At 67.3% G+C, this 25,851-nt stretch carries 28 protein-coding genes and 1 pseudogene; 5 read left to right on the top strand and 24 right to left on the bottom strand.

The window, feature by feature from the left end:
* The 9 genes and pseudogenes from Q8R27_RS11155 to rpsB all read right to left on the bottom strand — a co-directional run.
* A pseudogene (locus tag Q8R27_RS11155) lies at nt 1–290 on the bottom strand (hypothetical protein); the annotation flags it as partial.
* Nucleotides 291–324: 34 nt separating this feature from the next.
* Nucleotides 325–1,542, bottom strand: coding sequence for an RIP metalloprotease RseP (gene rseP, locus Q8R27_RS11160; RefSeq protein WP_305699091.1), 1,218 nt, complete (start codon nt 1,540–1,542; stop codon nt 325–327).
* Between the two features lie 24 nt (nt 1,543–1,566).
* On the bottom strand, nt 1,567–2,763 hold the full coding sequence (locus Q8R27_RS11165; protein WP_305699092.1) for a 1-deoxy-D-xylulose-5-phosphate reductoisomerase: 1,197 nt from the start codon (nt 2,761–2,763) through the stop codon (nt 1,567–1,569).
* Nucleotides 2,751–3,578 carry a phosphatidate cytidylyltransferase gene (locus Q8R27_RS11170; protein WP_305699093.1) on the bottom strand — a complete coding sequence of 276 codons (828 nt, stop codon included), beginning with the start codon at nt 3,576–3,578 and terminating at the stop codon, nt 2,751–2,753. The genes Q8R27_RS11165 and Q8R27_RS11170 overlap by 13 nt, the downstream gene beginning before the upstream one ends.
* Entirely contained in the window at nt 3,556–4,326 is a 771-nt protein-coding gene (uppS, locus tag Q8R27_RS11175) for a polyprenyl diphosphate synthase (protein ID WP_305598242.1), read from the bottom strand. Before uppS ends, Q8R27_RS11170 begins: the two co-directional genes overlap by 23 nt.
* 47 nt (nt 4,327–4,373) lie before the next feature.
* Nucleotides 4,374–4,940, bottom strand: a complete 567-nt coding sequence (gene frr / locus Q8R27_RS11180; protein WP_305699094.1) for a ribosome recycling factor — start codon at nt 4,938–4,940, stop codon at nt 4,374–4,376.
* Between the two features lie 32 nt (nt 4,941–4,972).
* Entirely contained in the window at nt 4,973–5,692 is a 720-nt protein-coding gene (gene pyrH / locus Q8R27_RS11185) for a UMP kinase (RefSeq protein ID WP_305699095.1), read from the bottom strand.
* A 144-nt stretch (nt 5,693–5,836) separates the two neighbouring features.
* Nucleotides 5,837–6,772 carry a translation elongation factor Ts gene (tsf, locus tag Q8R27_RS11190; protein ID WP_305699096.1) on the bottom strand — a complete coding sequence of 312 codons (936 nt, stop codon included), beginning with the start codon at nt 6,770–6,772 and terminating at the stop codon, nt 5,837–5,839.
* A gap of 62 nt (nt 6,773–6,834) precedes the next feature.
* Entirely contained in the window at nt 6,835–7,695 is an 861-nt protein-coding gene (gene rpsB / locus Q8R27_RS11195; RefSeq protein ID WP_305699097.1) for a 30S ribosomal protein S2, read from the bottom strand.
* Nucleotides 7,696–7,992: 297 nt separating this feature from the next.
* Between rpsB and Q8R27_RS11200 the strand changes: the two genes are divergently transcribed.
* On the top strand, nt 7,993–8,406 hold the full coding sequence (locus Q8R27_RS11200) for a hypothetical protein (protein WP_305699098.1): 414 nt from the start codon (nt 7,993–7,995) through the stop codon (nt 8,404–8,406).
* A 13-nt stretch (nt 8,407–8,419) separates the two neighbouring features.
* On the opposite strand, the gene dnaE is transcribed toward Q8R27_RS11200, so the two are convergent.
* Entirely contained in the window at nt 8,420–11,866 is a 3,447-nt protein-coding gene (gene dnaE, locus Q8R27_RS11205; protein WP_305699120.1) for a DNA polymerase III subunit alpha, read from the bottom strand.
* A 12-nt stretch (nt 11,867–11,878) separates the two neighbouring features.
* Nucleotides 11,879–11,968: a cell division inhibitor SidA gene (sidA, locus tag Q8R27_RS14500; protein ID WP_371134687.1), complete on the bottom strand. Its 90-nt coding sequence runs from the start codon at nt 11,966–11,968 to the stop codon at nt 11,879–11,881.
* Between the two features lie 159 nt (nt 11,969–12,127).
* Here sidA and Q8R27_RS11210 point away from each other — a divergent pair, with 159 nt between their 5' ends.
* Entirely contained in the window at nt 12,128–12,703 is a 576-nt protein-coding gene (locus Q8R27_RS11210) for a surface-adhesin E family protein (RefSeq protein ID WP_305699099.1), read from the top strand.
* Nucleotides 12,700–13,215, top strand: coding sequence for a surface-adhesin E family protein (locus Q8R27_RS11215; RefSeq protein WP_305699100.1), 516 nt, complete (start codon nt 12,700–12,702; stop codon nt 13,213–13,215). The genes Q8R27_RS11210 and Q8R27_RS11215 overlap by 4 nt, the downstream gene beginning before the upstream one ends.
* Before the next feature lie 3 nt (nt 13,216–13,218).
* Here Q8R27_RS11215 and Q8R27_RS11220 read toward each other — a convergent pair whose 3' ends face one another.
* From Q8R27_RS11220 to rpmF, 7 genes are all read right to left on the bottom strand, one after another.
* On the bottom strand, nt 13,219–13,905 hold the full coding sequence (locus tag Q8R27_RS11220) for an ABC transporter ATP-binding protein (RefSeq protein WP_305699101.1): 687 nt from the start codon (nt 13,903–13,905) through the stop codon (nt 13,219–13,221).
* On the bottom strand, nt 13,898–15,181 hold the full coding sequence (locus tag Q8R27_RS11225) for a lipoprotein-releasing ABC transporter permease subunit (RefSeq protein WP_305699102.1): 1,284 nt from the start codon (nt 15,179–15,181) through the stop codon (nt 13,898–13,900). The genes Q8R27_RS11220 and Q8R27_RS11225 overlap by 8 nt, the downstream gene beginning before the upstream one ends.
* Nucleotides 15,178–16,497, bottom strand: a complete 1,320-nt coding sequence (gene proS, locus Q8R27_RS11230; protein WP_305699103.1) for a proline--tRNA ligase — start codon at nt 16,495–16,497, stop codon at nt 15,178–15,180. The genes Q8R27_RS11225 and proS overlap by 4 nt, the downstream gene beginning before the upstream one ends.
* A 97-nt stretch (nt 16,498–16,594) precedes the next feature.
* The gene (locus Q8R27_RS11235; protein ID WP_305699104.1) at nt 16,595–16,855 is read right to left on the bottom strand and encodes a DUF1467 family protein; all 261 of its coding nucleotides are present in this window, start codon (nt 16,853–16,855) and stop codon (nt 16,595–16,597) included.
* The gene (mce, locus tag Q8R27_RS11240; RefSeq protein ID WP_305699105.1) at nt 16,855–17,277 is read right to left on the bottom strand and encodes a methylmalonyl-CoA epimerase; all 423 of its coding nucleotides are present in this window, start codon (nt 17,275–17,277) and stop codon (nt 16,855–16,857) included. Before mce ends, Q8R27_RS11235 begins: the two co-directional genes overlap by 1 nt.
* Nucleotides 17,278–17,355: 78 nt before the next feature.
* Nucleotides 17,356–18,636: a phosphopyruvate hydratase gene (gene eno / locus Q8R27_RS11245; protein WP_305699106.1), complete on the bottom strand. Its 1,281-nt coding sequence runs from the start codon at nt 18,634–18,636 to the stop codon at nt 17,356–17,358.
* A gap of 219 nt (nt 18,637–18,855) precedes the next feature.
* Nucleotides 18,856–19,038, bottom strand: a complete 183-nt coding sequence (rpmF, locus tag Q8R27_RS11250) for a 50S ribosomal protein L32 (RefSeq protein WP_305594150.1) — start codon at nt 19,036–19,038, stop codon at nt 18,856–18,858.
* Between the two features lie 264 nt (nt 19,039–19,302).
* Between rpmF and Q8R27_RS11255 the strand changes: the two genes are divergently transcribed.
* Nucleotides 19,303–20,472 carry an O-antigen ligase family protein gene (locus tag Q8R27_RS11255; protein ID WP_305699107.1) on the top strand — a complete coding sequence of 390 codons (1,170 nt, stop codon included), beginning with the start codon at nt 19,303–19,305 and terminating at the stop codon, nt 20,470–20,472.
* On the opposite strand, the gene Q8R27_RS11260 is transcribed toward Q8R27_RS11255, so the two are convergent.
* On the bottom strand, nt 20,423–21,085 hold the full coding sequence (locus Q8R27_RS11260) for a hypothetical protein (RefSeq protein WP_305699108.1): 663 nt from the start codon (nt 21,083–21,085) through the stop codon (nt 20,423–20,425). The two genes, Q8R27_RS11255 and Q8R27_RS11260, sit on opposite strands and share 50 nt — an antisense overlap.
* A gap of 63 nt (nt 21,086–21,148) precedes the next feature.
* On the opposite strand from Q8R27_RS11260, the gene Q8R27_RS11265 reads away from it, so the two are divergent.
* Nucleotides 21,149–22,084 (top strand): glycosyltransferase family 9 protein, encoded by a 936-nt coding sequence (locus Q8R27_RS11265; protein WP_305699109.1) that lies wholly within the window; start codon nt 21,149–21,151, stop codon nt 22,082–22,084.
* On the opposite strand, the gene Q8R27_RS11270 is transcribed toward Q8R27_RS11265, so the two are convergent.
* The 5 genes from Q8R27_RS11270 to secG all read right to left on the bottom strand — a co-directional run bounded on the left by Q8R27_RS11270 (nt 22,081) and on the right by secG (nt 25,809).
* Complete coding sequence (locus Q8R27_RS11270) at nt 22,081–22,518, bottom strand: ion channel (RefSeq protein ID WP_305699110.1); 438 nt, start codon at nt 22,516–22,518, stop codon at nt 22,081–22,083. The two genes, Q8R27_RS11265 and Q8R27_RS11270, sit on opposite strands and share 4 nt — an antisense overlap.
* A gap of 43 nt (nt 22,519–22,561) precedes the next feature.
* Nucleotides 22,562–22,750, bottom strand: coding sequence for a hypothetical protein (locus Q8R27_RS11275; protein WP_305699111.1), 189 nt, complete (start codon nt 22,748–22,750; stop codon nt 22,562–22,564).
* Between the two features lie 120 nt (nt 22,751–22,870).
* On the bottom strand, nt 22,871–23,599 hold the full coding sequence (locus tag Q8R27_RS11280) for an NYN domain-containing protein (protein WP_305699112.1): 729 nt from the start codon (nt 23,597–23,599) through the stop codon (nt 22,871–22,873).
* A 33-nt stretch (nt 23,600–23,632) separates the two neighbouring features.
* The gene (locus Q8R27_RS11285) at nt 23,633–25,276 is read right to left on the bottom strand and encodes a CTP synthase (RefSeq protein WP_305699113.1); all 1,644 of its coding nucleotides are present in this window, start codon (nt 25,274–25,276) and stop codon (nt 23,633–23,635) included.
* Between the two features lie 113 nt (nt 25,277–25,389).
* Complete coding sequence (gene secG, locus Q8R27_RS11290) at nt 25,390–25,809, bottom strand: preprotein translocase subunit SecG (protein ID WP_305699114.1); 420 nt, start codon at nt 25,807–25,809, stop codon at nt 25,390–25,392.
* Nucleotides 25,810–25,851 lie beyond the last annotated feature (42 nt).

The raw sequence follows: 25,851 nt of genomic DNA on the forward strand, positions 1-25,851 counted from the left end.
GGATCGACGGTCTCGCCGACCTGGATCGGCAGATAGGAGATCACCGTGGCAGGCTCGATGCGCTCGTTCCCACGTACGATGATCCGTTGGATCGTCGCCACGCGCTGATCGGCCGCCACAGGGGCAGGCGAATCCGCAACAGCAGGCGGAGACGATGCGGCGGGCGGCGGAGTCGGTGCGGCCGGCGCAGCCTGCGCCAGCGCCAGCCCTGGCGCGGTGAGTGCGGTCGAGCCGAGCAGCAACGCAAGGCCTGTGGCGAGCGCGGCGCGGCGGGCGCGGGGTCTTTGCATGAATTAAGCCGTCACAGGATTGGGTCGGGGGCTTTCAGGAGAGGAGGCCGCCGAGAAATTTGAACACACGCAATTGCTGCAGATCGTTCCAGGTCGCGAACAACATTAATCCGAGCAGCAGCGCAAGGCCCACGCGATACCCTGCCGCCTGAACCTTGGCTGCAAGAGGGCGTCGTGTGATCGCCTCGTAGGCGTAGAAAAGCAGATGCCCGCCGTCGAGCACCGGAACGGGCAGCAGATTCATGAATCCGATGCCTACCGAGAGCACGGCGGTCAGGCCAAGCAAGGCCACCAGACCGCCCAGCACCATGGCGAACGGCGTCGTCCCGCCTTCCGCCCCAGCCTGTGCGACCTGGCCCGAGGCTTGGGCGATTCGCAATGGTCCGCCCAGTTGTTCGGCGGTCTCCTTGCCGGTGATCAGCCGCCCCAGATAGTAGACGGTCGACTCAAGCACATCCCAGGTCCGCGCCACGCCGCCGCCGAGAGCCTCGAGCGGGTTGTAGCGCTTCACGACCCGATCACCCGGCTGCTCCAGCCCGCGCAGGCCCAGGGCGCCGACCTTCTGCTCGCCGCCGATCCTGGCGACGATGGTCTTGCGTTCGGGCGTCGCGTGCAGCGTCAATTCGCGCCCGCCGCGCTCGACCACGAAGCTCATCGGCACGTTGGCGCGCATTGAGACCATCTGCTGCAGCTCAAGGAAGGATTTGATCTTCCGTCCGTTGGCTTCGACGACCAGGTCGCCGCGCGAGAACCCTGCCCGTTCCGCCGCGCTGCCTGGAATCACCCCGTCCACCCGCGCCGGCAGGATGGTCTCGCCCACCGTCATCAGCAGGAAGGCGAACAGCACGATCGACAGCCCGAAGTTGGCGAACGGGCCCCCCGCCACGACGACCGCGCGCTGCCACAGCGGCCGGAAGTGGAAATAGCGGCCGACGGCTTCCACGCCCTCGCGTCGCTCAATTTCGCTGCGCATGGCCGAGAGATCGGCCTGGTCGGGCACGCTGGCGGCGTTCTCATCGCCGGCGAAGCGCACATAGCCGCCCAGCGGCAGCCAGCCGATCCGCCACTCGACCCCGGCCTTGTCCTTCCAGGTGGCGATCGCACGCCCGAAACCAATCGAGAAACGGTCGACGGCGATCCCAAGGCTGCGCGCCGCCAGGAAATGGCCGAACTCATGGATGGTCACCACGAGGCCCAGCACCAGCAGGAACGGGCCGATGTAACTCAGGGCGGATCCGATGAAATCAATCATGGGGTCGATGGTGCTCCACGCGCATCAATGCGCCCGGCGTCGAAGGTCGATGACTTCGGCGGCCACACGCCTGGCCACCGCGTCGGTTTCGCGCGCGCCGTCCAGGGCGTCGTTGGCCTGGCTGGCGAGCCCCTGGGCCTCGACGCGCTCCAGCGTATCTGCGACCGCGCGGGCGATATCCAGGAAGCCGATGCGGCTTTCCAGGAAGGCGGCGACGGCGATTTCGTTGGCGGCGTTCATCACGGCGGGCGCAGCTCCTCCGGCTGAGAGAGCGTCTTTCGCGATCTTCAAGGCAGGAAAGCGGCCAAGGTCCGGTTCTTCGAACGTCAGCGTCCCGATCTTCGCCAGGTCCAGCTTCGGCGCCGGCCACGAAAGCCGGTCCGGCCAGGCATAGGCGCAGGCGATCGGCGTGCGCATGTCAGGCGCGCCGAGCTGGGCCAGTGTCGAGCCGTCGTCGTACTCCACGAGGCTGTGGACGATCGATTCCGGGTGCACCAGCACGCCGATCTGGTCCGGCCGCATCGAGAACAGATAGGCCGCCTCGATGATCTCCAGCCCCTTGTTCATCATGGTCGCGGAATCCACCGAGATCTTGCGGCCCATGTTCCACTTGGGGTGGGCGACCGCCTGATCGGGCGAGGCCTGCGCCATCTGCGCCTGGCTCCAGCCGCGGAAAGGGCCGCCCGAGGCGGTGAGGATGAGCTGCGCCACGTGATGGATGTTCATCGGATCCAGCACCTGGAAGATCGCCGAATGCTCGGAATCCACGGGAATCACCGCCCCGCCCGCGAGCTTGGCGGTGCGCAGCAGCGAGGGCCCGGCGCAGACCAGACTTTCCTTGTTGGCGAGCGCGATCACCGCCCCGGCCTTCGCCGCCGCCAAGGTTGGCGCTAAACCCGCAAATCCGACGATCGCTGACATCACCCATTGGGCTTCGGCCGCAGCCGCCTCGGCGAGCGCGCCTGCCCCGCCGGATGCGGTCACCCCCGAGCCAGCCAGTCTTTCGCGCAGTTCCGGCAACAGCGCCTCGTCGCGGATCACCGCCATCTTCGGCCGCCAGCGCAGCGCCTGCCGGGCGAGGATCTCGACGTTGCGCCCGGCCGCCAGGGCCACCACCTCGACCTCCGCGCCGGACTGCTCGAACAGGTCCAGGGTGGAGACGCCGACTGAGCCCGTCGAGCCCAGCACGCTGACGCGCCGTGGCAGGGTCAATGGCCCCACCCCAGGTGATTGACCAGCCGCGCCGCGGAGATCACCGCCACTGCGAACATCAGGCCGTCGACCCGGTCCATGAGCCCGCCGTGGCCGGGTATCAGATCGCCGCTGTCCTTCACGCCGAAGCGGCGCTTGAGCATCGATTCCCAAAGGTCGCCCGCCATGGTGGCGAGCCCCCCGGCCAGGCCGATGGCCGCAGCGGCGGCGAGGTTGAGCCGGAAAAGCGGCAGGGACGCCATCAGCGCGCCGACCAGGGCGCCGGCCAGCAGCCCGCCGATGAAGCCGGACCAGGTCTTGTTGGGGGAAAAGCGGACCCATAGCTTGGGGCCCTTCAATGCGCTGCCCACCGCGAACGCCGCGATGTCGGCCGACCAGGTGATCGCCAGCAGCATCATGGTCCACCATTCGCCTTGCGGCGTAGCCCGCAGCCACACAAGGCAAAGGCAGGGTATGCCGATATAGATCACGCCGTAAGCCGCATCGAACGGCCGCTCGGCGACGCCGCGGGCGATCAGCGCCGCGGCCAGCGCCCCCAGCGAGGCGACGCCCCAGGCCAGTTGATGCTCGCCCGTGTACGCCAGGAACACGCCGCCCAGCACCGCCGCGGTGACCGCCGCCGAGACCCGCATCGGCGCGCGCGGCGCACTCATGCTGGCCCATTCGATGGCCAGCAGCGCCACCGCTACCGACAGCAGCAGCAGGAAAAGCCAGGAGCCGGTCCAGACAGCCAACAGCACCGCCGGGATCAGGACCACGGTGGAAACAAGCCGGACCCCGAAATTGGACCAGTCGAAGCGCCTAGCCTGCGGCAAGTACGTCATCGGCGACGGTTCCGCCGTATCGCCGCTCGCGCTTGGTGAACTCCGCGATCGCGGCCTTCAGGTGCTCAAGCCCATAGTCGGGCCACAGCACGTCCTGGAAGACGAACTCGGCATAGGCGGACTCCCAGAGCAGGAAGTTGGACAGCCTCTGCTCGCCGCTGGTGCGGATCACCAGGTCTGGAGGCGGCAGGCCGCCGGTCGACAACCGGGCCTCGAACGCCTTGTCGTCCAGCGCTTCGGGATCGAGGCGACCTTCGCGCGCCGCTTCCATCAATTGGCGGGCGGCCTGGACGATGTCGGCCCGCGCGCCATAGTTGAACGCCACCTGAAGATGGAAGCCGTCATTGTGCGCGGTGCGCGCCTCGGCCCGTTCGACAATCTCGGCGATGTCCGGCGCCAGGCCCTCGCGCCGGCCCAGGATGCGCACCCGCACCCCCTCACGCACCAGGTTGTCGAGATCGCTGTTCACATAGGCCTTCAGTAGCCGCATGACCTCGGAAACCTCGCCCGGCGGACGGCCCCAGTTCTCGGTGGAGAAGGCGTATAGCGTCAGCCAGCCGACGCCCAAAGTCGGCGCCGCCTCGACTGTGCGGCGGATCGCCTCGACGCCGCGCGGATGGCCCAGCGTGCGCGGCAGCCCGCGCCGCTTGGCCCATCGACCGTTGCCGTCCATGACGATGGCGACGTGCAGGCGCGGCGCTCCGGGCGTGGGTCCGCCTTCCTGCGACTGTGACTTGGCGACGGCCATCGGGGGCGCCTTCAGGACTGGAGCGACGGGCGCTGGGATCGCCACACCTAGACGTGCATGATCTCTTGTTCTTTGACTTTCAAGGCTTCGTCCACCCGTTTGACCGCCTCGTCGGTGTGCTTCTGCACCTCCGACTCCATGCGCTTTTGCTCATCCTGGGTGATGACGCTGTCCTTCTCCGCCTTTTTCAGGTCGTCCATGGCGTCGCGACGCACGTTGCGCACGGCGATCCGCTGCTGCTCGGCGTATTTGCTGGCCATCTTGGCGATGTCCTTGCGGCGTTCCTCGGTCAGCGCCGGGATCGGGATGCGCAGGTTTTGGCCTTCCACGACCGGATTCAGGCCAAGGCCCGAATTGCGGATCGCCTTCTCCACAGAAACGACCAGGGCCTTGTCCCAGACGCTGACGCTGATCGAGCGCGGCTCGGGTACGCTGACCGCGCCGACCTGGTTCAGCGGCATCTGCGAACCGTAGGCGTCGACGGTGATCTGATCGAGCAGGTTGGACGAGGCGCGGCCGGTGCGCAGGCTGGCGAACTCCTCCTTCAAGGCCGTGACGGCCTTTTCCATGCGGTCCTTGTATTTCGAAAGCACCGGCTTCTCAGCGGTGGCCATGGGCGCTTCTCCATTCTCAAGCTCAGGGCGCGTCAGGCGATGGTCGTGTAGACGCCCTCGCCTTGCAGCACCTTCAGGAAGTTACCGCGTTCGCGGATCGAGAACACTACGATGGGAATCTGATTGTCGCGCATCAGGCTGATCGCGGAGGCGTCCATTACCCGCAGATCCTTAGCCAGCACCTCCTGATAGCTCAGGGAGTCATAGCGCTTGGCGTTCGCATCCTTCTTGGGGTCGGCGGTGTAGACGCCGTCGACGCTGGTGCCCTTGAACAGCGCGTCGCAACCCATCTCCGCGGCGCGCAGGGCCGCCGGCGTGTCCGTGGTAAAGAACGGCGCCCCCAGGCCAGCGGCGAAGATCACCACGCGTCCCTTCTCCAGATGGCGCAGGGCGCGGCGACGGATATAGGGCTCGCAGACCGCTTCCATGGGGATCGCCGACTGCACCCGCGTGTAGACGCCGATCTTCTCCAGCGCGCCTTGCAGGGCCAGCGCGTTCATCACAGTGGCCAGCATGCCCATGTAGTCGGCGCTTGCCCGCTCCATGCCCCGTCCGGCCAGCGACACGCCGCGGAATATGTTGCCGCCTCCGGTCACCAGGCACAGCTCCGCGCCGTGGCGCACCACCTCGGCGATGTCCTCGGCGACCGCTTCCAGCGTCTTGGGATCAATGCCGAACGGCGCGTCCCCCATCAGGAACTCGCCGGAGACCTTCAAGAGGATCTTCTTGTAGCGGAGGGGGGCAGTCGACATAGGCGCGGCTTCTTCTTTCGAATCTGTCCAGGCAATCTAGCCCACCGCGCGGCGCCCGAAAGTGGGCGCTGGCGCCGCCACCCTCACGCGCACACGAAAACCGCGGACGCGCTGTCACGCACGCCCGCGGCTTCTTGGTCCAGGTCAGTCCTGGCTGGTCAGTTGCGCGACTTCGGCGGCGAAGTCGTCGGTCTTCTTCTCGACGCCTTCGCCTAAGACGAAGCGCACGAAGCCCTTCACCGCCAGCGGCGCGCCCGTCGACTTCGACGTTTCGGCGATGAGTTGCTCGATCGTCTGATCCGGGTTCATCACGAAGGGCTGCTTCAGCAGCACGACCTCTTCCTGCCACTTGCGGATACGGCCTTCGATCATCTTCTCGACCACGCCCACCGGCTTGCCGGATTCCAGCGCCTGGTCGGTCAGGAACTGCTTTTCCTTGGCCACGGCGGCTGGATCCAGATCGTCGGGCGTCAGCGCCAGCGGCGGGGTCGGCGTGCCGGCCACGTGCATGGCGATCTTGCGACCGACGTCCTTCAGCACGGCGGCGTCGCCGCCGCCTTCCAGCGCCACCAGAACGCCCAACCGGCCGACGCCGTCGCCCTGCGCGTTGTGCAGGTACAGTGCAACCGCGCCTTGAGCGACGCTCAGGCGGGCGGCCCGACGCAGGCGCATGTTCTCGCCGATCGTGGCGATCAGGTTAGTGACCATCTCTGAGACGACTTCGCCCTTGGCGGTCTTGGCCGCGGAGATCGCGTCGACGCCTTCGACGTCCAGCGCCACGGCCGCGATGTCGCGGGCGGCGGCCTGGAAGGTCTCGTTCTTCGACACAAAGTCAGTCTCGGCGTTCAGCTCGATCAGCACGCCGGTCTTGGCGTCAGGGCTGATCAGGCCAGCCACCAGGCCCTCGGCCGCGGCGCGGTCGGTCTTGTTGGCGGCCTTGGACAGGCCCTTGGTGCGCAGCCAGTCGCTGGCCGCTTCCATGTCGCCGGCGGCTTCCTGCAAGGCCTTCTTGCAATCCATCATGCCTGCGCCGGACTTGTCGCGCAGTTGCTTGACCAGCGCAGCAGTGATCTCCGCCATGGTCATTCCTCCAGTCTGAGTTCGGCCGGGCGCTTGGGCCCGGCCAGGGATTCAACGAAAGTTCAGCCCGCCTGCTCAGGCGTCGGCGAAGAGGCTTCTTCGGCCGCCCGCTCGATGGCAGGTTCGGCGGCGGGCGTCTGTTCGGCCTGCGGGTCGGCGGCCGCTTCGCTGCGGGCCAGGGCCGGCTCCACCGGAGTCTCCAAGGCGCCCAGGTCGACGCCCGAGGCGGCTTGGCCAGCGGCCAGACCGTCCAGCACCGCATCGGCCATCAGGTCGCAGTAGAGTTGAATGGCGCGGGCGGCGTCGTCGTTGCCGGGGATCGGATAGGTGATGCCGTCCGGATCGCAGTTGGTGTCGAGAATGGCGATCACCGGGATGTTGAGCTTGCGCGCTTCCTGGATGGCGATCGCTTCCTTGTTGGTGTCGATCACGAACATCAGGTCCGGGATGCCGCCCATGTCCTGGATGCCGCCCAGCGACAGCTCCAGCTTGTCGCGCTCGCGCGTCAGCTGCAGCAACTCCTTCTTGGTGCGGCCAGCGCCCGTGTCGCCCTCGATCAGGCCTTCCAGCTCGCGCAGACGCGCGATGGATTGCGAGACGGTGCGCCAGTTGGTGAGCGTGCCGCCCAGCCAACGGTGGTTGACGTAGTACTGGGCGCAACGACGCGCGGCGACCGCGATCGGGTCAGAGGCCTGACGCTTCGTGCCGACGAACAGCACCCGTCCGCCCGAGGCCGCGGCTTCGCGCACCTTGACCAGCGCCTGATGCAGCAGCGGGATCGATTGCGACAGGTCGATGATGTGGATGTTCGAGCGGCTGCCGAAGATGAAGCGTTCCATCTTCGGGTTCCAGCGATGGGTCTGGTGGCCGAAGTGGGCGCCAGCTTCCAGGAGCTGACGCATGGAGAAATCGGGAAGCGCCATTGGTTTATAGTCCTTTTTCCGGTTGAACCTCCGCAGGCCACCCTCCTTCGAGGAGGACCGGAGTGGACACGGACGGGATGTCTCCCCGCCAGTCCCCAAACGCCTGCGTGTGGATTGAGGCGCGGACATAGGCGCTAGGGCCGAAAAAAGCAACAGCCGCAGCCGCTTCGCCGGGCGCCGGGCTCACGTAGGGCCAATTCGCCGACCGGCCCGCACACACGTCATGCGAGAGTTCAGTTGCGCCGGTTGCGAAATCCGGAACATATAGCCAACAAGAAGCTTGGCCGGAGCGCGCCTGTGAAATCCTCGATCCTGATCACCGTTGCGCTGGGCCTAGCCTCTTTCACCGGATCAGCCTGCGCCCAGTCGATCTTCGACGCCCCCTCGAACGATCCGAACCGCCAGCCGCGCTATGGGGAGCAACGGGGATACGGCGCGCCGGGCTATGCGCCCTATCGTGCTCCGTCGTACGGCGCGCCGCAGCCGGCGTCAGGCTTCAAACCGTACGAAGCCTATAAGCCGTCCGACGGGTTCAAGCCGTACGAACCCTACAAGCCGTCCGACGGCTTCAAGCCGTACGAAGCCTACAAGTCGTCCGATGGCTTCAAGCCGTTCAAGCCGTTCAAACCGGGCAGCGTCTATTCCAATCGCAGCGGGATCGACGCCTATCCGGCGCCGGCGAAGCCTCGCAAACCGAAGAGCCTGTTCTGAGGCCGGATCTCTCCTAGAGGTCTTCGACGAACACCACGCCCGGGGAGGTCTTCAGCGCGCCGCGCACCGCGCCGTCCAGCGTGAAGCGACCGGGCAACTTCAGTTCGACCTCGCGCCCGCCGTCGAGGCCCGCGACCAGCACGATCTCTCCGCCACGTGGATTGGTGACGCCCTCCAGCCGCCGCTTGAGCGCCTCGATCTCGGCGTTGCGCGGCGCAATGTGCACGCGCACGCCGGCGGTGGCGTTCTCCACCGCCTTCTCTACTGGCTCGGCGTCGTCGCCGAAGAAGCGCACCTCGCCATCGCGGGCCTTGGCGCGGACCTTGATCGCCACCGCACGCCCCGGCTCCAGGAGGTCACGGCACTTGCGCAGCGCCTCCGGCGGGAACAGCACCTCGTACTCGCCGGTGGGGTCAGACAGGGTGACGAAGGCGAACTTTTCGCCGCTGGACTGAGAGGCCCGCTCCTGCTTGCGGCGAACGACGCCGGCCATGCGAAAAGCTTCGTGGCCCGCCTCAGCCTTAATCAGCACATCGGCCAGCAGGTCGCTCCGGCGACGGCGCAGCGCCTCGACCAGATCGTCAAGCGGGTGGCCAGACAGATAGAAGCCGACAGCGGCCAGTTCCTCGTCCAGGCGCTGGATCGGGTTCCACGGCTCGACCTTGTGGATGCGGGGCCGGGCGGCTTCGGCCTGGTCGCCGCCGAACAGGCTGCCCTGGGATGAGGCGCGCTCGGCCGCCATGCTCTGGCCGTAGGCCGCCAGAGCGTCAGCGGCGGCGACCACCTGAGCGCGATTGGGGTGCAAGGTGTCGAAGGCGCCGGCGCGGGCCAGCGTCTCCAACGCGCGCTTGTTGACCTGCTTGGGGTCGACGCGTTCGACGAAGTCGAACAGGTCGCGGAACGGCCCGCCGGCGCGGCGCACCTCTACGACGTGCTCCATGGCGCCCAGACCCAGGTTGCGCACGCCCCCCAGGGCGTAGAGCACCTCGCCGTCGGCCACGTCGAAGTCGGCCTCCGAGCGGTTGACGTCAGGTGGGCGCACCTTCACCCCGAAGCGCTTGGCGTCCTGGTAGAAGGCCGCCAGCTTGTCCGTGTTGGAGATGTCGAGGCTCATGGAGGCTGCAAAGAACTCGACCGGCGCATTCGCCTTCAGCCAGGCGGTTTGGTACGAGATCAGCGCATATGCGGCCGCGTGGCTCTTGTTGAAGCCGTAGCCCGCGAACTTGTCGACGAGATCGAAGATCGAGCCGGCCCGTTCGGCGCTGACGCCCTTCTCGGCTGCGCCCGAGACGAAGCGAGCGCGCTGCTGCTCCATCTCGTCCTTCTTCTTCTTGCCCATGGCGCGGCGCAGCAGGTCGGCCTCGCCCAGCGAATAGCCGGCCAGGATCTGGGCGATCTGCATCACCTGTTCCTGGTAGACGATGATGCCGTAGGTCTCGCGCAGCACCGGCTCCAGGCTCGGGTGCAGGGTGTCGATCGGCTTGCGGCCGAACTTGCAGTCGACGAAGGCCGGTATGTTGTCCATCGGGCCCGGCCGGTACAGGGCGCCGATGGCGGTGACATCCTCGATGGAGCCTGGCCGAAGCTGGCGCAGGGTGTCGCGCATCCCCTGCCCTTCAAGCTGGAAGACGCCGACGGTGTGGGCGTTGCTCATCAGCTCGTAGGTCTTGGGGTCGTCGAGCGGCAGGGTCGCCATGTCGACCTCGGCGCCGCGCTTTGCCAGGTGCTTTAGCGCCCGGTCGATCACCGTGAGGGTCTTCAAGCCCAGGAAGTCGAACTTCACCAGGCCGGCGCTCTCCACCCATTTCATGTTGAACTGAGTGGCCGGCAGCTCGGAGCGCGGATCGCGGTAGAGCGGCGTCAGCTCGATTAGCGGGCGGTCGCCGATCACCACCCCGGCGGCGTGGGTGGAGGCGTTGCGATAGAGGCCTTCGAGCTGCAGGGCGACGTCGAGGAGCTGGGCGACCGCCTCGTCCTCCTCCCTGGCTTGGCGAAGCCTGGGCTCCATGGCGATCGCCTGGGTGAGCGTCACCGGATTGGCCGGATTGTTCGGCACCATCTTGGCGAGCCGGTCGACCTGACCCAGCGAGAGTTGCAGAACTCGCCCGACGTCTCGCAAAGCCGCGCGCGGCTGCAGGGTCCCGAAGGTGATGATCTGCGCCACCCGGTCGCGCCCATAGCGCTGCTGGACGTAGGTGATGACCTCTTCGCGTCGCTCCTGGCAGAAGTCGATGTCGAAGTCAGGCATCGACACCCGCTCGGGGTTCAGGAACCGCTCGAACAGCAGTCCGTATCGCAAGGGATCGAGGTCGGTGATGGTCAGCGACCAGGCGACCAGCGAACCGGCGCCGGAACCCCGCCCCGGTCCGACCGGAATGCCGCGGGCCTTGGCCCACTTGATGAAGTCCGAGACGATCAGGAAGTAGCCGGGAAAACCCATCTGGCTGATCACGCCGATCTCGCGCTCAAGCCGGGCGTGATAGTCCTCCACCGTGGCCGAAGTCGCCTGACCGGCCGCCATCCGCGCCTTCAAGCCCTCGCGCGCCTGGTGCGCCATCTCTTCCTCTTCCGACCGGCCCCCTTCGGTAGGGAAGCGCGGCAGGATCGGATCGCGCTTGCCGACCATGAAGGCGCAGCGTCGGGCGATATCTAGGGTGTTGTCGCAGGCTTCCGGCAGGTCCGCGAACAAGGCGCGCATGTCGGCCGCCGGCTTGAACCAGTGTTCGGCGCTGACCCGGCGGCGCTCGTCCTGGCCGACGAACGCACCGTCGGCGATGCACAGCAACGCATCGTGCGCCTGATGCAGCGCCGCCTTGGGGAAATAGACGTCGTTTGTGGCGACGAGGGCCACGTCCTCCTCATAGGCGAAGGCGACGAGTTGTGGCTCCGCGGCGGCCTCCGCCGCCAAGCCATGTCGCTGCAGCTCCACATAGAAGCGGTCCTTGAACACCCTCTTCATTTCGGCCAGGGCCGTGCGAGCCTCGGCGACCTTGCCGGCCGAGAACAGCGGATCGATCGGACCGTCCGGTCCGCCGGACAGCAGAATCAGCCCTTCGGCATGCTCACAGACCCTCGCCCACGGAACCGCGGGCTCCTCATTGGGCTCCACGTCCAGATAGGCCGAAGACGACAGCGCCGAAAGGTTGAGGTAGCCCGCCTCGCTCTGAGCCAAGAGGACGATGGTGGGGGTCTTCGCCCAGCGCTCGGAACGGCCGCCGCCGATGCCGGTGACCGGCAGAGCACAACCTACGATCGGCTGAACGCCCTCGCCTTTGGTCGCGACCGAGAATTCCAGCGCGCCGAACAGGTTGGCGCGGTCTGTCAGCGCCACGGCCGGCATCTGGGCCGCCGCGGCGAGCTTGCCGACGGCGTCGGCCTTGATCGCACCTTCCAGCAGCGAATAGGCCGAGCGCGCGCGCAGATGGACGAACCCCTCGTCGCCGCCGCTCGCCTCCGCCATGCGCATGCCCCGTCATCCGACCAGGCTGGCCACCTGGCACATGCCCCAGACAAAGCCCGCGACAGAAACGAAAGCCAGCGATTCGCGAGCGAGAAGGGCCATGTGCGTCGATCCTCTTGTGCATGCTTATGTATGTTCGTGCTTCGTTCTTATTCTCCTTTTGTTCTCTCAGTCAAGCCGCTAACGTCAAGCAGAGCTGGCGGCGTTCTTGCAACCGGGGGCGCAGGAGCCGGCAAAACGCCGCGAGTCGGAGGGGTCGATATGAGTAAGCGTGCCATTTTGATCGCATCGTTGATGCTTGCGCTGAGCGCACCGGCCTTCGCGGCCGACAAGGGCATGGGAAAGCCTCCCGCCCCCAAGGCCGTGGACGAGAAGGGCGTGAACGCCTGGGTCGAACGCTACATCGATGACGAAGGATACGGTGTTTCGGCATTCGACCCGGACTCGGTCGCGCTGGTCGAGCTGGACTCGATCAAGACCATGAAGGACGGGACGCTGCGCTTCTGGTCCAAGACGGAATACTTCAAGCCGACCAAGCTCGGCGAGGTCGACGGCATACGCTCCTACAAGCTGCTGACGGCGCTCGATTGCGACAAGGAGCGCATCCAGTCGCTGGCCATCGATTACTACGGGGAAAACTCCCTCCAAGGAGAGCAGCTCAGTTCCATCGAGGGCGACGAGAGCTGGACCTATCTGCGCCCCGGCAGCTGGGACGAGTATGTGGCGGCGGACGTGTGCGCCTACGTGATTGAGCTCGCCAAGACCAAGGCGGCCGGCAGCGCCAAGCTGAAGGGCGTCGAATCCGAGGCCAAGGCCTGGGTCGGGAGCGCCAAGTGAACCGCGCGAGCGCCGTTCTGGGCGCGCTCGCCGCATCGCTGCTGCTGACGGCGGGCGGGGCGACTGCAGCCGACGGGACGCCAGCGCCCAGAGCCAAGTCGAGCCTCTCCGAGGTCAGGTCCTGGATGGACGACCGCGTGACCGGTGACGAGCACTACACCTTGATCGGCTGGACCGGCGAAGGCGTCTACCTGGTCAGCCTCAAGGAGGCGCGGGTCATGAATGACGGCCTGGTGCGCTTCTGGTCGAGGATCGAGAACTTCAAGCCCCGGCCCGCCCCGAGCGGCGGGGCCTCGCTCTCGTCGAACACCTACAACGAGGCCGACTGCGCGCGGCGCCGGTACCACATGATCTCCAAGGACTTCTTCGCAGAAGGCAACCTGCGTGGCGACGCACTGGAACGCTGGGACCTGGATTCAGGCTGGTACGACGTGACGCCGAAGTCCATGGGCGCGCTGATGCTGGACGAGGTCTGCGCAGAGATCTCGGCCCGGGGCGCCCCAGCCTCCTAGCTATCAGCCCGTGTAGGGCTCCAGGTGACCGTCGCGCAGAGCCAGCACGCGGTCCATGTGGCGGGCGAGCTCGAGATTGTGCGTGGCCACAACCGCAGCGACGCCCTCGCGGCGCGCCAGCTGATGCAGGCTCTGGAACACCGCCAGCGATGTGGCTGGATCCAGATTTCCGGTCGGCTCGTCGGCCAGCAACAGGCGCGGGGCGTTTGCCAGCGCGCGGGCGACGGCGACGCGCTGCTGCTCACCGCCCGAAAGCTGCCCCGGCTGGTGGCGCACCCGTTCGGCGAGCCCCAGGTCGGCCAGCAGTGTCTGCGCCCGTGTCCGCGCCGCCGCCCTCGCCCGCCCGGCGATCATCTGCGGCAGGGCGACATTATCCAGGGCCGAGAACTCCGGCAGCAGATGGTGGAACTGGTAGACAAAGCCGATGGTGGCCAGCCGCACACGCGTGCGCGAAGCCTCGCTGAGGTTGGAGCAGTCCACGCCCTCGATGACGATCGCGCCTGCGTCCGGATGCTCCAGTAGGCCTGCGGCGTGCAGCAGCGAGGACTTACCCGATCCAGACGGTCCGATCAGGCCGACGATCTCGCCAGGCGACACGTCCAGATCAACGCCGCGCAACACATGCAGCGGGCCCGCGCCGGTGACATAGGTGCGCTCCAGCCCGCGGATCGAGAGCACCGGGCTACTCATAGCGAAGCGCCTCGACCGGATCGATGCGCGAGGCCCGCCACGACGGCGGCAGGGTGGCCAGGAACGACAGTGCAAGCGCCCAGCCCACGATGATCGCCACCTCGCTCCAGTCCACCTTGGCCGGCACGTGACTGAGGAAATAGACGTCGGAGCTAAACACCTCCGCGCCCGTCGCCCACTCAACGAAATGCTGGATCGGCCCAATGAAGGTGCAGAACAACACCCCGATGGCGAGGCCCGCGATGGTGCCCAGCACGCCGACCGAAGCGCCCGCCATGAAGAAGATGCGCAGGATCGACCCCTGCCCGGCCCCCATGGTGCGCAGGATGGCGATGTCGCGGCTCTTGTTCTTCACCAGCATCACCAAACCCGAGATGATGTTCATCGCCGCGATCGCCACCAGCATCATCAGGATCAGGCGCATGACGTTGCGCTCGACCTTCAGCGCGCCCCAGAAGGCGGCGTTCTTCTCGGTCCAGTCGGTGACCACGGTGGCGGGGCCGGCGGCGCGCGCCACTTCGTCCTTCATCTCCAGCGCCTTGTCGGGATTGGCGACCTTGATCTCGATGAAGTCGACCATCCCCTCACGGCCGAAGAAAAGCTGCGCCTGCTCGAGCGGCATGTAGATGAAGATCTGGTCGTACTCACTCATGCCGACGCTGAAGGTCGCGGCGACCGTGTAGGTCTTGCGCTGCGGCGTCGCACCGAACGCGGTCGCCCCGCCGGTGGGTGAGATCAGGGTGAGAGAATCGCCCGCCCGCACGCCCAGGGATTGGGCCAGCCGCGCGCCGACCACGATCTCGTCGCCGCCGTATTCGCCGGCGCCGAATCCCTGCAACGACCCGCCGGTCAGGCTACCGGAGATGATCTTGGTGGCGGCGAGATCGCGCGGACTGACGCCACGAACCACAGCGCCGCTGATCTGCGCCGGCCCGAGCGCCATCGCCTGCGCCTCGATGACGGGCGTCACCTGGACCACGCCCGGCAGGTCCGCCAGCCGGCGCACGACGCCGTCTCGCTCCGGCGTCGCGAGCGCCCCGCCAGCAACGTACAGATGGCCATTGAACCCTAAGATTCTATTCAGTAATTCAGTTCGAAAGCCATTCATGACCGACATGACGATGATCAGCACGGCGACCGCCAGCATGATGCCGATGAACGAGATGATCGAGATCATCGCCACCCCGCCCTCCTTGCGCTTGGCGCGCAGGTAGCGGGCGGCGACGGAGCGTTCCCATTCACCGAACGGCGGCGCTCGGCCGCCAGTATCGCTCACGCGCTGATCGCCTTGATCGCCGCGTCCAACGCCAGGGATTGGCGATCGCCGGTGGCGCGGCGCTTGATCTCGACCACGCCCTCGGCGACGCCCTTCGGACCGATAATCAGCTGCCAGGGGATGCCGACCAGATCCATGGCCGCGAACTTCGCCCCCGGACGATCGGGGCCGTCGTCCAGCAGCGGCTCCTTGCCGGCGGCGGAGAGCGCCGCATAAGCCTGCTCGCACACCGCATCGACCGCGGCGTCGCCGGGCCGCAGGTTGATGATCGCCACGCCGAACGGGGCGACCGAGTCCGGCCAGATGATGCCCGCATCATCGTGGCTCGCCTCGATGATCGCGCCCGCAAGGCGTGACACGCCGACGCCATAGGATCCGCCGTGGATCGGCCGATCGACGCCGTCCGGTCCCGTCACATTGGCCTTCATCGGCTTGGAGTACTTCTCGCCGAAGTAGAAGATGTGGCCGACCTCGATGCCCCGCGCCGACAACTGCTTGTCGGTCGGCACTTCCGCGCCGAAGCGCTCGGCGTCATGCATCTCGTCTGTCGCTGCGTAGAGATTGGCGCGCTTGTCGACCAATGGCTGCAGGTCTCCGTCCCAGTCCACGTCCGGCCCGGGTGCGCCCATCTCCACCAGGTCGGCATGGCAGAACACCTGGCTCTCGCCCGTGTCCGCCAGGATGATGAACTCGTGCGACAGGTCGCCGCCGATCGGGCCCGGATCGGCCTTCATCGGCACCGCCTTCAGCCCCATCCGCGCATAGGTGTTGAGGTAGGCGATGAACATTCGGTTGTACGACTTGCGCGCCGTCGCTTCGTCTACGTCGAACGAATAGGCGTCCTTCATCAGGAATTCGCGGCCGCGCATGACGCCGAAGCGCGGACGCCGCTCGTCGCGGAACTTCCACTGGATGTTGTAGAGGTTCTTCGGCAGGTCCTTGTAGCTCTTCACATAGGCGCGGAAGATCTCGGTGATCACCTCCTCCGCCGTCGGCCCGTACAGCAGGTCGCGCTTGTGGCGGTCGGTGATGCGCAGCATCTCGTCGCCGTAGTCGTCGTAGCGGCCGCTCTCGCGCCACAGATCGGCGAGTTGCAGGGTCGGCATCAGCACCTCGATGGCGCCGGCGCGGTCCATCTCCTCGCGCACGATCTGCTCGATCTTGCGCAGCACCCGCAGGCCCAGCGGCAGCCAGGCGTAGATGCCGGCCGCCTCCTGCCGGATCATGCCGGCGCGCAGCATCAGCTGATGGGAGACGATCTGGGCGTCGGCCGGCGCCTCGCGCAGCGTCGGCATGAAGTAACGCGATAGGCGCATGCGGGCGGGCTTTCCGGCGTTGGAGGTTGCGGCGGTGATACCCTTGCCGGCGAAGGCATTGCAACGCGCAGGCGCGAAAGAACCTGCGGCCAGGCTTCTACAGGCCCGACGGCAACCGCGGCAGGTGGATGATCTGCAGCTTCAGGACCAACCAGAAGACGCCGAACACCACGGCTGAGATCCAGGTTGTGGTGAAGAACTTGCGCTTCAGCTTCGGGTCGACCGGCGCACCGGGATCGCCGCCGTCGCCCTTGTCGATGCCCGCCTCGGCGTGGCTGATCGTCCCCAGCGGCAGCACCGCGAACAGCACCGTCCACCAGATGGTCAGATAGATCGCGACGCCGGTGAACCAGGACATCAGTGCGCCTCTTGCGGCGTGGCCATCAGCTCGACCAGGACGCCACCCATGTCCTTGGGGTGGACGAAGATCACCGGCACGCCGTGGGCGCCGATTCGCGGTTCGCCGGTCCCCAGCACCGTGGCGCCCTTGGCGCGCATGGCGTCTCGGGCGGCGAGGATGTCTTCGACCTCGAAGCACAGGTGGTGCTGACCGCCCTTGGGGTTCTTGGCCAGGAAACCGTGGATCGGCGAGTCCGCGCCGTGGGGCTCGATCAGTTCGATCTGGCTGTTCGGCAGATTGACGAAGCACACCCACACGCCCTGCTCGGGCAGGGCGAATTTGTCGGTGATCGAGGTCGCGCCCAGCACATCGCGGTACATGCGCACCGCGTCGTCGATGGAAGGCGTGGCGACGCCCACGTGATTCAGCTTGCCGATCATGCCTTCAACCTCGCCATTCGAAACTCGGCGGAGCTATAGCCCAATTGCGGGCCCGACGGCGAGCCGCCTCGATGCGACCTAGCCGCGCTTCAGCGCCGAGCGGCCGGCATAGCGCGCCTGATCGCCAAGCTGCTCCTCGATGCGCAGAAGCTGGTTGTACTTGGCCGTGCGGTCGGAACGGGCGAGCGAGCCGGTCTTGATCTGCCCGCAGTTGGTTGCGACCGCGAGGTCGGCGATGGTCGAGTCCTCGGTTTCGCCCGAGCGATGGCTCATCACCGCGGTGTAGCCGGCGCGGTGCGCCATCTCGACGGCTTCCAGCGTCTCCGAGAGCGTGCCGATCTGGTTGACCTTCACCAGGATGGAGTTGGCGAGGCCCCGCTCGATGCCCATCGACAGGCGCTCAGGGTTGGTGACGAACAGGTCGTCGCCGACCAGTTGCACCTTCGCGCCCAGGCGATCGGTAAGTAGCTTCCAGCCGTCGAAATCGTCCTCGCCGCAGCCGTCCTCAATGCTGGCGATCGGGAACTTGCCGACCAGATCGGCCAGGTAGTCGACCATGCCGGCCGGATCGAGGGTCTTGCCCTCGCCTTCCAGCACATACTTGCCGCCCTTGAAGAACTCGGTCGAGGCGACGTCGAGGCCCAGCAGGAAGTCCTCGCCGGCCCGGTAACCTGCGCCCTCGCCGGCCTTGACGATGAACGCCAGCGCAGCTTCCGCGCTCGCCAGGTTGGGGGCGAAGCCGCCCTCGTCGCCGACGTTGGTGTTGTGGCCCGCATCCTTCAGCGCCTTCTTCAGCGCATGGAAAATCTCCGCGCCCATGCGCAGACCTTCGGCGAAGGTCTCCGCGCCGGTCGGCAGGATCATGAATTCCTGGATGTCGATCGGGTTGTCGGCGTGGGCGCCGCCATTGATGATGTTCATCATCGGGGTCGGCAGCACGCGTGCATGCACGCCGCCCACGTACTTGTAGAGCGGCAGGTTGGCGCTGAGCGCCGCGGCCTTGGCGGTGGCTAGGCTGACGCCCAGGATCGCGTTGGCGCCCAGGCGACCCTTGTTGGGCGTGCCGTCCAGATCCATCAGCAAGCGGTCGATGCGCCCCTGGTCCTCGGCGTCGGAGCCGGACAACGCGTCGTAGATCTCGCCGTTGACCGCATCGACGGCCTCCAGAACGCCCTTGCCGAGATAACGCTTGGGGTCGCTGTCGCGCCGCTCGACAGCCTCGTGGGCGCCGGTGGAGGCGCCCGACGGCACCGCGGCGCGGCCCAGCGAGCCGTCTTCCAAGACCACGTCCACCTCGACCGTCGGGTTGCCGCGGCTGTCGAGGATTTCGCGGGCGATGATGTCGACAATCTCGGTCATTGAGGAAGGTCCTGTCGGGGAAGCAGGTGGCGGGCGAGCGAGGGCTTTAGCCCGCCCGATGCGGCCTTCGCAACACGCAGGCGCGCCCGGCGCACGAAAGTGCAGCGCGCACCAGCGTTCTGCTCGTGCACGACGAAAGCCGGCCGCGGGAGGCGACCGGCTTGTTGGGTCGAATCAGAAGTCGGGGATCCGGCGCGCGCGGGCGCCGGAACGCGGGCCCTAGTCTTCCTTGGGCGTCAGGACCTGGCGGCCCTTATACATGCCGGTCTTCAGGTCGACGTGGTGGGGCCGCTTCAGCTCGCCCGTTTCCTTGTCTTCGACGAAGGCGTTGGGGCCCAGCGCATGGTGCGAGCGACGCATGTTGCGCCGCGAGGGCGAAGTTTTTCTCTTGGGGACGGCCATGGGAGAATCTCTCAGGCGTGAAAACAAGGACGGCGGCCAACGGGGCCGCCGACGTGAGCGCGGGTGTATGCATGAAACCCCGCGTCGATTCAAGCGCGGCTGAAACGCCGCATCGTGGCGCCGCGTCTTCTGGACAGCGCCAGGGTCGGCCCTATCATCCCGCCCGTGCCCGAACAGATCAAGACAGAGTCCCTCGCGAGCGTGGCGCAGGTTGAGTTGGACGCGTCCGCGATCGGTCCCGGCCTTTCGCGGTGGTGCGGCCGGGTGCTCATTGGGTTCGGCTGCCTCCTGCCGCTGCTAGCTTGGCTGTCGCCGCTTGGCTTTGCACCGACGCTCGCCTTCATGGGCCTGCTGAGCCTGCCTGCCCTGCGCGCACGCCGCGCCGACAGGCCGGTCCTGGTGATTGTGTTGGCGGGGTCGGTCTGGTTCTCGGCCTCGATCCTGTGGAGCCCGTTCCGCCCCGACGAACTGGAGGACGCCACGGCTCTGAAAGTGCTGGCCGCCGTGCCGCTGTTCGCCGGCGCCATCTGCGCCGCGCGCGCCGCAGCGCCAGAGCTGCTGCGCCGGGCGTTGCTGATCGCCGTGATCGGGCTGACCGCTTACGGGGTGCTGCTGACCATCGAAGGCCTCAGCGGCGCCGCCATCTACCAGTGGGTCCGCGCGTCGACCGGTGATCCGATTCGCCCCGACCTCGCCGCCCGCAACGTGGCGCGCGGCGCCTTCGTGCTTTCCGTGCTCGCCGCGCCGGCCGCCGCAGCGGGATGGCGACTGGGCCTGGGCTTCGGCCCGGCGCTGGCGATGGCCGCCGGGATCATCGCTGCGGAGCTCGGATTCGATTCGGATGCGCCGGTGCTGGCGCTGCTGTCAGCGTCGGCCGCCGCCGGCGCCTTCGCCCTCGCGCCCAGGCTGGCGCCCAGGCTGATGGGCCTGGCGGCGCTCGTCGTCGTGCTGGCCACGCCCGGCGTGATCTGGGGCCTACAGGCCGCCGGGCTTTACGACGGCCTGATGCAGGCTGCCCCGCTCTCCTGGGCCGAGCGTATGGGCTACTGGAGCCATGCCGCCGCGCGGATCGCCGCCCATCCGCTGATCGGCTGGGGCCTCGACGCCAGCCGCACCATGAGCCCCGACATCATCCTGCATCCGCACAACGGGCCGTTGCAGCTTTGGCTGGAGCTGGGCGTCGTCGGGGCCGCGCTCGCCGCGGCGCTTTGGGCGATGCTGTTCCGCAAGGCTTCCCGCGAGAGAGCTGATCTCTCCGGAGCGGCGATGGCCGGGGCGGCGGCGGCCTATTTCAGCATCGCGGCCGTGGGCTTCGGGGTCTGGCAGGACTGGTGGCTGGCGTTGGGTGTCGCGGCCTGCGTCCTGTGCACCGCTCTGGACCGCCTCAGCCCCGCGGCGTCCGCAGCACCACGCAGCTCACCAGATACGGATTGAACAGCCAGTAGAGCCTGCCCATCGAGCGCTTCCACTTGGCCCATCCGAGGAACGGGAACGGCAGGCGGAACAGCGGGCGCAGCAGCAGCCAAGGCCGCGCGCGCACCTGGTCGCGGTAGGAGCCGGTCGCCAGCTCCTCGGCCAACAGCACCTCGCAGCCCGGGAACAGCGCCGCCATCTCCTGCGGCGTCGGCCTGAACATCGTGTCGATCGGGTCGCGGTGGTGCGGATAGCTGCGCGGCCCGGTGACTACCAGGATGCCGCCGGGCGCCACCAGCGCCTGGGCTCGCCTCGCCAGGTCGGCCGGATCGACCACATGCTCCAGGATGTTGCAGAGCGTGAGCGCGCGTGCACCGACCGCCTTCGCCCGCGCCAGGCCTTCGTCGGAGAGGATGTCAGCGGCGATATCGACGCCGTCGCCCTCCTTCAGGTCTAGATGCACGACGCGCACGCCGCGCGCCTCCAGCGGCGCCACGATCTCCTCATGGATCCAAGGCTGGATCTCGGTGCGGAAGGTGCGTGTGGAGGCGCCGACGTTGAGCAATGGGCTCAACGCTTCGGCGTCGAAGGCGGACAGCGCCGCGCCGACCCAGGCGGCCTCGGTCGGAAACATCTGTGAGGCGCGTGTCCGTCAGGTGCTAAGGGGAGCGTCGCGGTAACACGAATCGGCGGGCCGGTGGAGCGCATCCTGGTCATCAAGCTTTCGGCGTTGGGCGACTTCGTCCAAGCCACCGGCTGCATGAAGGCGATCCGAGCGGCGCATCCGCAAGCCCATCTCGTCCTGCTGACGACGCCGCCCTACGCCGACCTCGGTCGGGCCTGCGGCTGGTTCGACGAGGTGTGGAGCGACGGACGTCCGGCGTGGCGCAACGTCGGCGCGGTGGTCAGGCTGATCACCCGCATACGGCGCGCGCGCTTCTCCCGCGTCTACGACCTCCAGACCCAGGGCCGCACCAATCGCTACTTCCAACTGCTGTGGCCGAACCGGCCGGCTTGGTCCGGCAACGCCCGCGGCGCGGTATTCGAGGACAAGGCTCCGGGTCGCGAGCGGCTGCACCTGCAGGACCTGCAGCGCCGCCAACTGGCCGTCGCGGGGATCACCGACACGCCGCCGCCGGATTTGAGTTGGCTGCGGGCGGAGGTCGCCGATCTGGGCGTTCCCGGCGCCTACGCACTCCTGGTTCCTGGCGGCGCGGCGCATCGGCCAGCCAAGCGATGGCCGGTCGCGTCCTATGCGGCGCTGGCCGGGCGTCTGGTCGAGCGAGGCGTCACGCCGGTGATCCTCGGCCACGGCGAGGGGGAAGCGAGACTCGCCGAACAGATCCGCGCTGCGGCGCCGCGGTCCGTCAGTCTCGTTGGCCGCACCCCCCTGGCCGCGATCGCCGAACTGGCGCGCGGCGCACGCCTGGCGGTCGGCAACGACACCGGCCCCATCCACCTGATCGCCGCCGCGGGCGCGCCTGTCGTGGTGCTGTTCTCCGCCGACAGCGACCCAGCGATGAGCGCGCCGCGCGCCGTGCGTCCCGGACAGAGCGTCGCAGTCTTGCGCGAGCCCGACATCACACAGCTCACGCCGGAACAAGTCTGGGCGGCTGCTGCGCCGCTCCTCTAGTCCCGCGGATTGTCCCTCCACTCCCGGCTCATGGTCAGGAAGGTGAAGGACGTCGACCAGCCGATCAGGATCAAACCGGCCAGCGGCTCGAGGCTGGCGATCAGCCGCAGCGCGCCGACCGGGTAGATGTCGCCCAGCCCCTGCGTGGTGAACGCCTCCAGCGAGAAATAGAACAGGTGCAGGTGGCTCATTGGCCGCAAGCTGACGAATGATCCGAGCTGTGCGCGCTCACCCAGCCAGTAGCCGCCGGCGAAGATGGCGGTCTCGGCCATGTGCGCCAGGATCAGGCCGCAGATAATCAGTACGATCTTCGAATGCGCCGGCCCGCGCCACCGCTCCTGCCACCAAGACAGCCACTGAAGCACCAGAAAATGCAAGAGAATCGTCGTCGCGATCAGCAGCACGGCGAGGATGAATGCGTAGGTTTCCGGCACCGGCGTCCCCCTGGTTACGCAGCCGCTGCGCCAGCGGTTACCGTCAGCCGAAGCTGTGGTCGGGGACGATCTCCACCACGACTCCCAGCAGGCGGCGCGGACGATAGCTGTTGTGCTCGCCCTTCAGGAAGTCATGGGCCTCCAGCATCCGTCGCCATTCGGCCGGCGTCAGGCGAAGGGCGAATTCCTGCGGATCACGCTCAGGCGCGCGTTCGGGGATCGGGTACGGCATGCTTGAATCTCCCGCGTTGCGCCCCGCTCGGGAGTTAGGCCGGCGACTGGGCGCAAGTGGGGCGGGATTGTTAGCGGTGTGAATCAGGATCGTTGCGAGATTGAGACACGCTCCGACGCCTCAACCCAGCCTTCGGCGCACGCGCACCGGGCGGCCGTCGGGGTGCTGGACCTCGAACTCGCTGAAGTTGCGGATCAGGTCCGAGAGCTTCGCGAAGCCATAGGTGCGCTGGTCAAAGTCGGGATAGGCGTTGCGCAGCCGCGTGCCGATCGCCCCCAACTGCGCCCAGCCGTCGCCATCGTCATCCAGGTCCGCGATGGCAGTCTCGATAAGCTGGCGCGCCTCGTTCGGTTTGCGTCCGCCGGCCGGCGCCGGGCGCGGCTCCGCCGGTCCCGCCTGCGCCGTGGCCAACAGGTTCTCGGTGTAGATGAACCGCGTGCACGCCTGACGGAAGCTCTCCGGCGTCTTGTGCTCGCCGAACCCGAACACCGTTACGCCCTGCTCACGGATGCGCGAGGCGAGGCGCGTGAAATCGCTGTCCGACGAGACCAGGCAGAAGCCGTCGAAGCGGCCGGAATGCAGCAAGTCCATGGCGTCGATCACCAGGGCGATGTCGCCGGAATTCTTGCCCTTGGTGTTGGCGAAGTTCTGCTGCGGCTGGATGGCGAAGCGCGCCAGCACGTCGATCCAGGATCGCATCTGCACGCTGGCGAAGTCGCCGTAGATCCGCCGCGCGGTCGCCTCGCCGATGGTGGCGATCTCGGCGAACAAGCCCTCGGCGATGCGGGCCGAGGCGTTTTCCGCGTCGATCAGGACCGCCAGCCTAGGCGTGCGGGTTTCATTCGGCATGGCTCAAATCTCCGCCGGTTCGTGTGGGTCGCGTCACACCAGGCGACTGCGTTCCTTCGCGGCGCCGATGAAGCTGGCGAACAGCGGGTGCGGGTCGAAGGGGCGGCTCTTCAACTCGGGGTGAAACTGCACGCCGACGAACCAGGGATGGTCCTCGCGTTCGCACAGCTCCGGCAGCAGACCGTCCGGCGATAGGCCGGTGAACCGCAGGCCGGTCCGCTCGATCGCGTCGCGATAGCCGATGTTCACCTCGTAGCGATGGCGATGTCGCTCGCTGATCAGGTTCGATCCGTAGATCTCGGAGACGCGCGAGCCTTCGACCAGCACCGCGTCATAGGCGCCGCAGCGCATGGTGCCGCCCAGGTTGTCGCCAGAGCCACGCGTCTCGCGTTCGTTGCCGCGGGTCCATTCTGTCATCAGACCGACGATCGGCTCGGACGTCGGCCCGAACTCGGTCGACGAGGCGTTGACCAGGCCCGCCAGGTTCCGCGCCGCCTCGATCATCGCCATCTGCATGCCGAAGCAGATGCCGAAGTAGGGGATCCGATGTTCGCGGGCGAAGCGCACCGCCTGGATCATCCCTTCGGAGCCGCGCTCGCCGAATGCGCCAGGCACCAGCACGCCGTGGACGCCGATCAGCCGCTCGGAGATCAGGCCCTCATCGCCGCCCTCGAACGCCTCGCCCTCGATCCAGTCCATGCGCACGCGCACGTTTTCGGCCACGCCGCCGTGGATCAGCGCCTCGATCAGCGACTTGTAGGCGTCGTTCAGGCCCGTGTACTTGCCGACAACGGCGATGTTGACCTCGCCGTCAGGGTTGGTCAGCCGATCGGAGATCGCCTGCCAGCGCGTCAGGTCGGGCGCCGGCGCATGCTCGGTCATGCCGAACACGTCCAACACTTCACGGTCGAGGCCCTGATCGTGATAATCGAGCGGCACGGTGTAGATGTTGGCGCTGTCCAACGCCTGGATCACCGCGCTCTCACGGACATTGCAGAACAGGCCGATCTTGCGCCGCTCGCCCGCCGGGATCGGCAGCTCGCAGCGGCACAGCAGGATATCGGGCTGGATGCCGATCGAGCGCAGCTCCTTCACCGAGTGCTGGGTCGGCTTGGTCTTCATCTCGCCGGCCGTCTTGATGAACGGCAGCAGGGTCAGGTGGATGTAGCAGGCATGTCCGCGCGGCAGCTCCTGGCCCAGCTGGCGGATCGCCTCGAAGAACGGCAGGCCCTCGATGTCGCCGACCGTGCCGCCGATCTCCACCAGCACGAAGTCGACGCCCTCGCCCGGATCCGACAGCACGAAGCGTTTGATCTCGTCGGTGACGTGCGGGATCACCTGCACCGTCGCGCCGAGATAGTCGCCGCGGCGCTCCTTCTCCAGGATGGTCTTGTAGATCTGGCCGGTGGTGATGTTGTCGCCGCGCGTCGCGTTCACGCCGGTGAAGCGCTCGTAGTGGCCAAGGTCGAGGTCGGTCTCGGCCCCATCGTCGGTGACGAACACCTCGCCGTGCTGATACGGGCTCATCGTGCCCGGATCGACGTTGAGATAGGGATCCAGCTTGCGCAGCCGCACCTTGTAGCCACGCGCCTGCAGCAGCGCACCGAGCGCGGCGGACGCCAGACCTTTGCCCAAGGAGGAGACCACGCCGCCGGTGATGAAAATGTACCGGGTCATGGGCGTTCAGGTTAGCAGCGATTCGAGGCCAAGACGCCCCATTGATTCGAAAAGCGAGCGCGTCGTTGCGCCGATGATCGGGCGTGCGGCTCGGCCGGCTTGCGCCCGCCACATCAGGGCTTCGGCGCTTCCTGGGCTGGCGCGCCGCCGAGGAACGGGTTGTTGACGCTGGGCGTCGGCGCCTGCGGCTGGGGTGCGGGCGCCTGCGGCGCCGACGGATCGGCCGGCGCAGGAACCGTGGGCTGTCCAAGCCTGGACGGATCGATCGCATCCACCTTCACCCTGTCGACGACCGACGAATCGGCGCGCTCGCGTCCGGTGAGCAGGGTCAGCGCCAGGCTGAGCACGAAGAACGCCGCACCAAGACCCCAGGTCACCTGGGTCAGCAGGTTGCCGGCGCCGCGCGCGGTCATGAATCCCGACGGCCCGCCGCCCATGCCCAGCGCCCCGCCTTCCGAGCGCTGCAGCAGCACCACGGCGACGAGCCCGACGCAGACGATGATATTGAGGGTGAGCAGAATGCCGAGCAACATGAAGCGAGTCCGGTGGGTTCGAGCGGTCACACCGCGCTCAAA

Source organism: Phenylobacterium sp. (assembly GCF_030697305.1).
Taxonomy (GTDB): Bacteria; Pseudomonadota; Alphaproteobacteria; order Caulobacterales; family Caulobacteraceae; genus Phenylobacterium.

Bases quoted from the DNA above. Each gene is read 5' to 3' on its own strand.
- uppS (WP_305598242.1), bottom strand. From the start codon at position 4,326: ATGGCCGTCGCCAAGTCACAGTCGCAGGAAGGCGGACCCACGCCCGGA.
- rseP (WP_305699091.1), bottom strand. From the start codon at position 1,542: ATGATTGATTTCATCGGATCCGCCCTGAGTTACATCGGCCCGTTCCTG.
- Q8R27_RS11280 (WP_305699112.1), bottom strand. From the start codon at position 23,599: ATGCCGAATGAAACCCGCACGCCTAGGCTGGCGGTCCTGATCGACGCG.
- rpsB (WP_305699097.1), bottom strand. From the start codon at position 7,695: ATGGCGCTTCCCGATTTCTCCATGCGTCAGCTCCTGGAAGCTGGCGCC.
- Q8R27_RS11285 (WP_305699113.1), bottom strand. From the start codon at position 25,276: ATGACCCGGTACATTTTCATCACCGGCGGCGTGGTCTCCTCCTTGGGC.
- tsf (WP_305699096.1), bottom strand. From the start codon at position 6,772: ATGGCGGAGATCACTGCTGCGCTGGTCAAGCAACTGCGCGACAAGTCC.
- proS (WP_305699103.1), bottom strand. From the start codon at position 16,497: ATGCGCCTATCGCGTTACTTCATGCCGACGCTGCGCGAGGCGCCGGCC.
- Q8R27_RS11260 (WP_305699108.1), bottom strand. From the start codon at position 21,085: ATGTTTCCGACCGAGGCCGCCTGGGTCGGCGCGGCGCTGTCCGCCTTC.
- pyrH (WP_305699095.1), bottom strand. From the start codon at position 5,692: ATGTCGACTGCCCCCCTCCGCTACAAGAAGATCCTCTTGAAGGTCTCC.
- sidA (WP_371134687.1), bottom strand. From the start codon at position 11,968: ATGGCCCTTCTCGCTCGCGAATCGCTGGCTTTCGTTTCTGTCGCGGGC.
- secG (WP_305699114.1), bottom strand. From the start codon at position 25,809: ATGTTGCTCGGCATTCTGCTCACCCTCAATATCATCGTCTGCGTCGGG.
- rpmF (WP_305594150.1), bottom strand. From the start codon at position 19,038: ATGGCCGTCCCCAAGAGAAAAACTTCGCCCTCGCGGCGCAACATGCGT.
- Q8R27_RS11275 (WP_305699111.1), bottom strand. From the start codon at position 22,750: ATGCCGTACCCGATCCCCGAACGCGCGCCTGAGCGTGATCCGCAGGAA.
- Q8R27_RS11170 (WP_305699093.1), bottom strand. From the start codon at position 3,578: ATGACGTACTTGCCGCAGGCTAGGCGCTTCGACTGGTCCAATTTCGGG.
- Q8R27_RS11235 (WP_305699104.1), bottom strand. From the start codon at position 16,855: ATGTCCTGGTTCACCGGCGTCGCGATCTATCTGACCATCTGGTGGACG.
- Q8R27_RS11220 (WP_305699101.1), bottom strand. From the start codon at position 13,905: ATGAGTAGCCCGGTGCTCTCGATCCGCGGGCTGGAGCGCACCTATGTC.
- eno (WP_305699106.1), bottom strand. From the start codon at position 18,636: ATGACCGAGATTGTCGACATCATCGCCCGCGAAATCCTCGACAGCCGC.
- Q8R27_RS11210 (WP_305699099.1), top strand. From the start codon at position 12,128: ATGAGTAAGCGTGCCATTTTGATCGCATCGTTGATGCTTGCGCTGAGC.
- frr (WP_305699094.1), bottom strand. From the start codon at position 4,940: ATGGCCACCGCTGAGAAGCCGGTGCTTTCGAAATACAAGGACCGCATG.
- dnaE (WP_305699120.1), bottom strand. From the start codon at position 11,866: ATGGCGGAGGCGAGCGGCGGCGACGAGGGGTTCGTCCATCTGCGCGCG.
- mce (WP_305699105.1), bottom strand. From the start codon at position 17,277: ATGATCGGCAAGCTGAATCACGTGGGCGTCGCCACGCCTTCCATCGAC.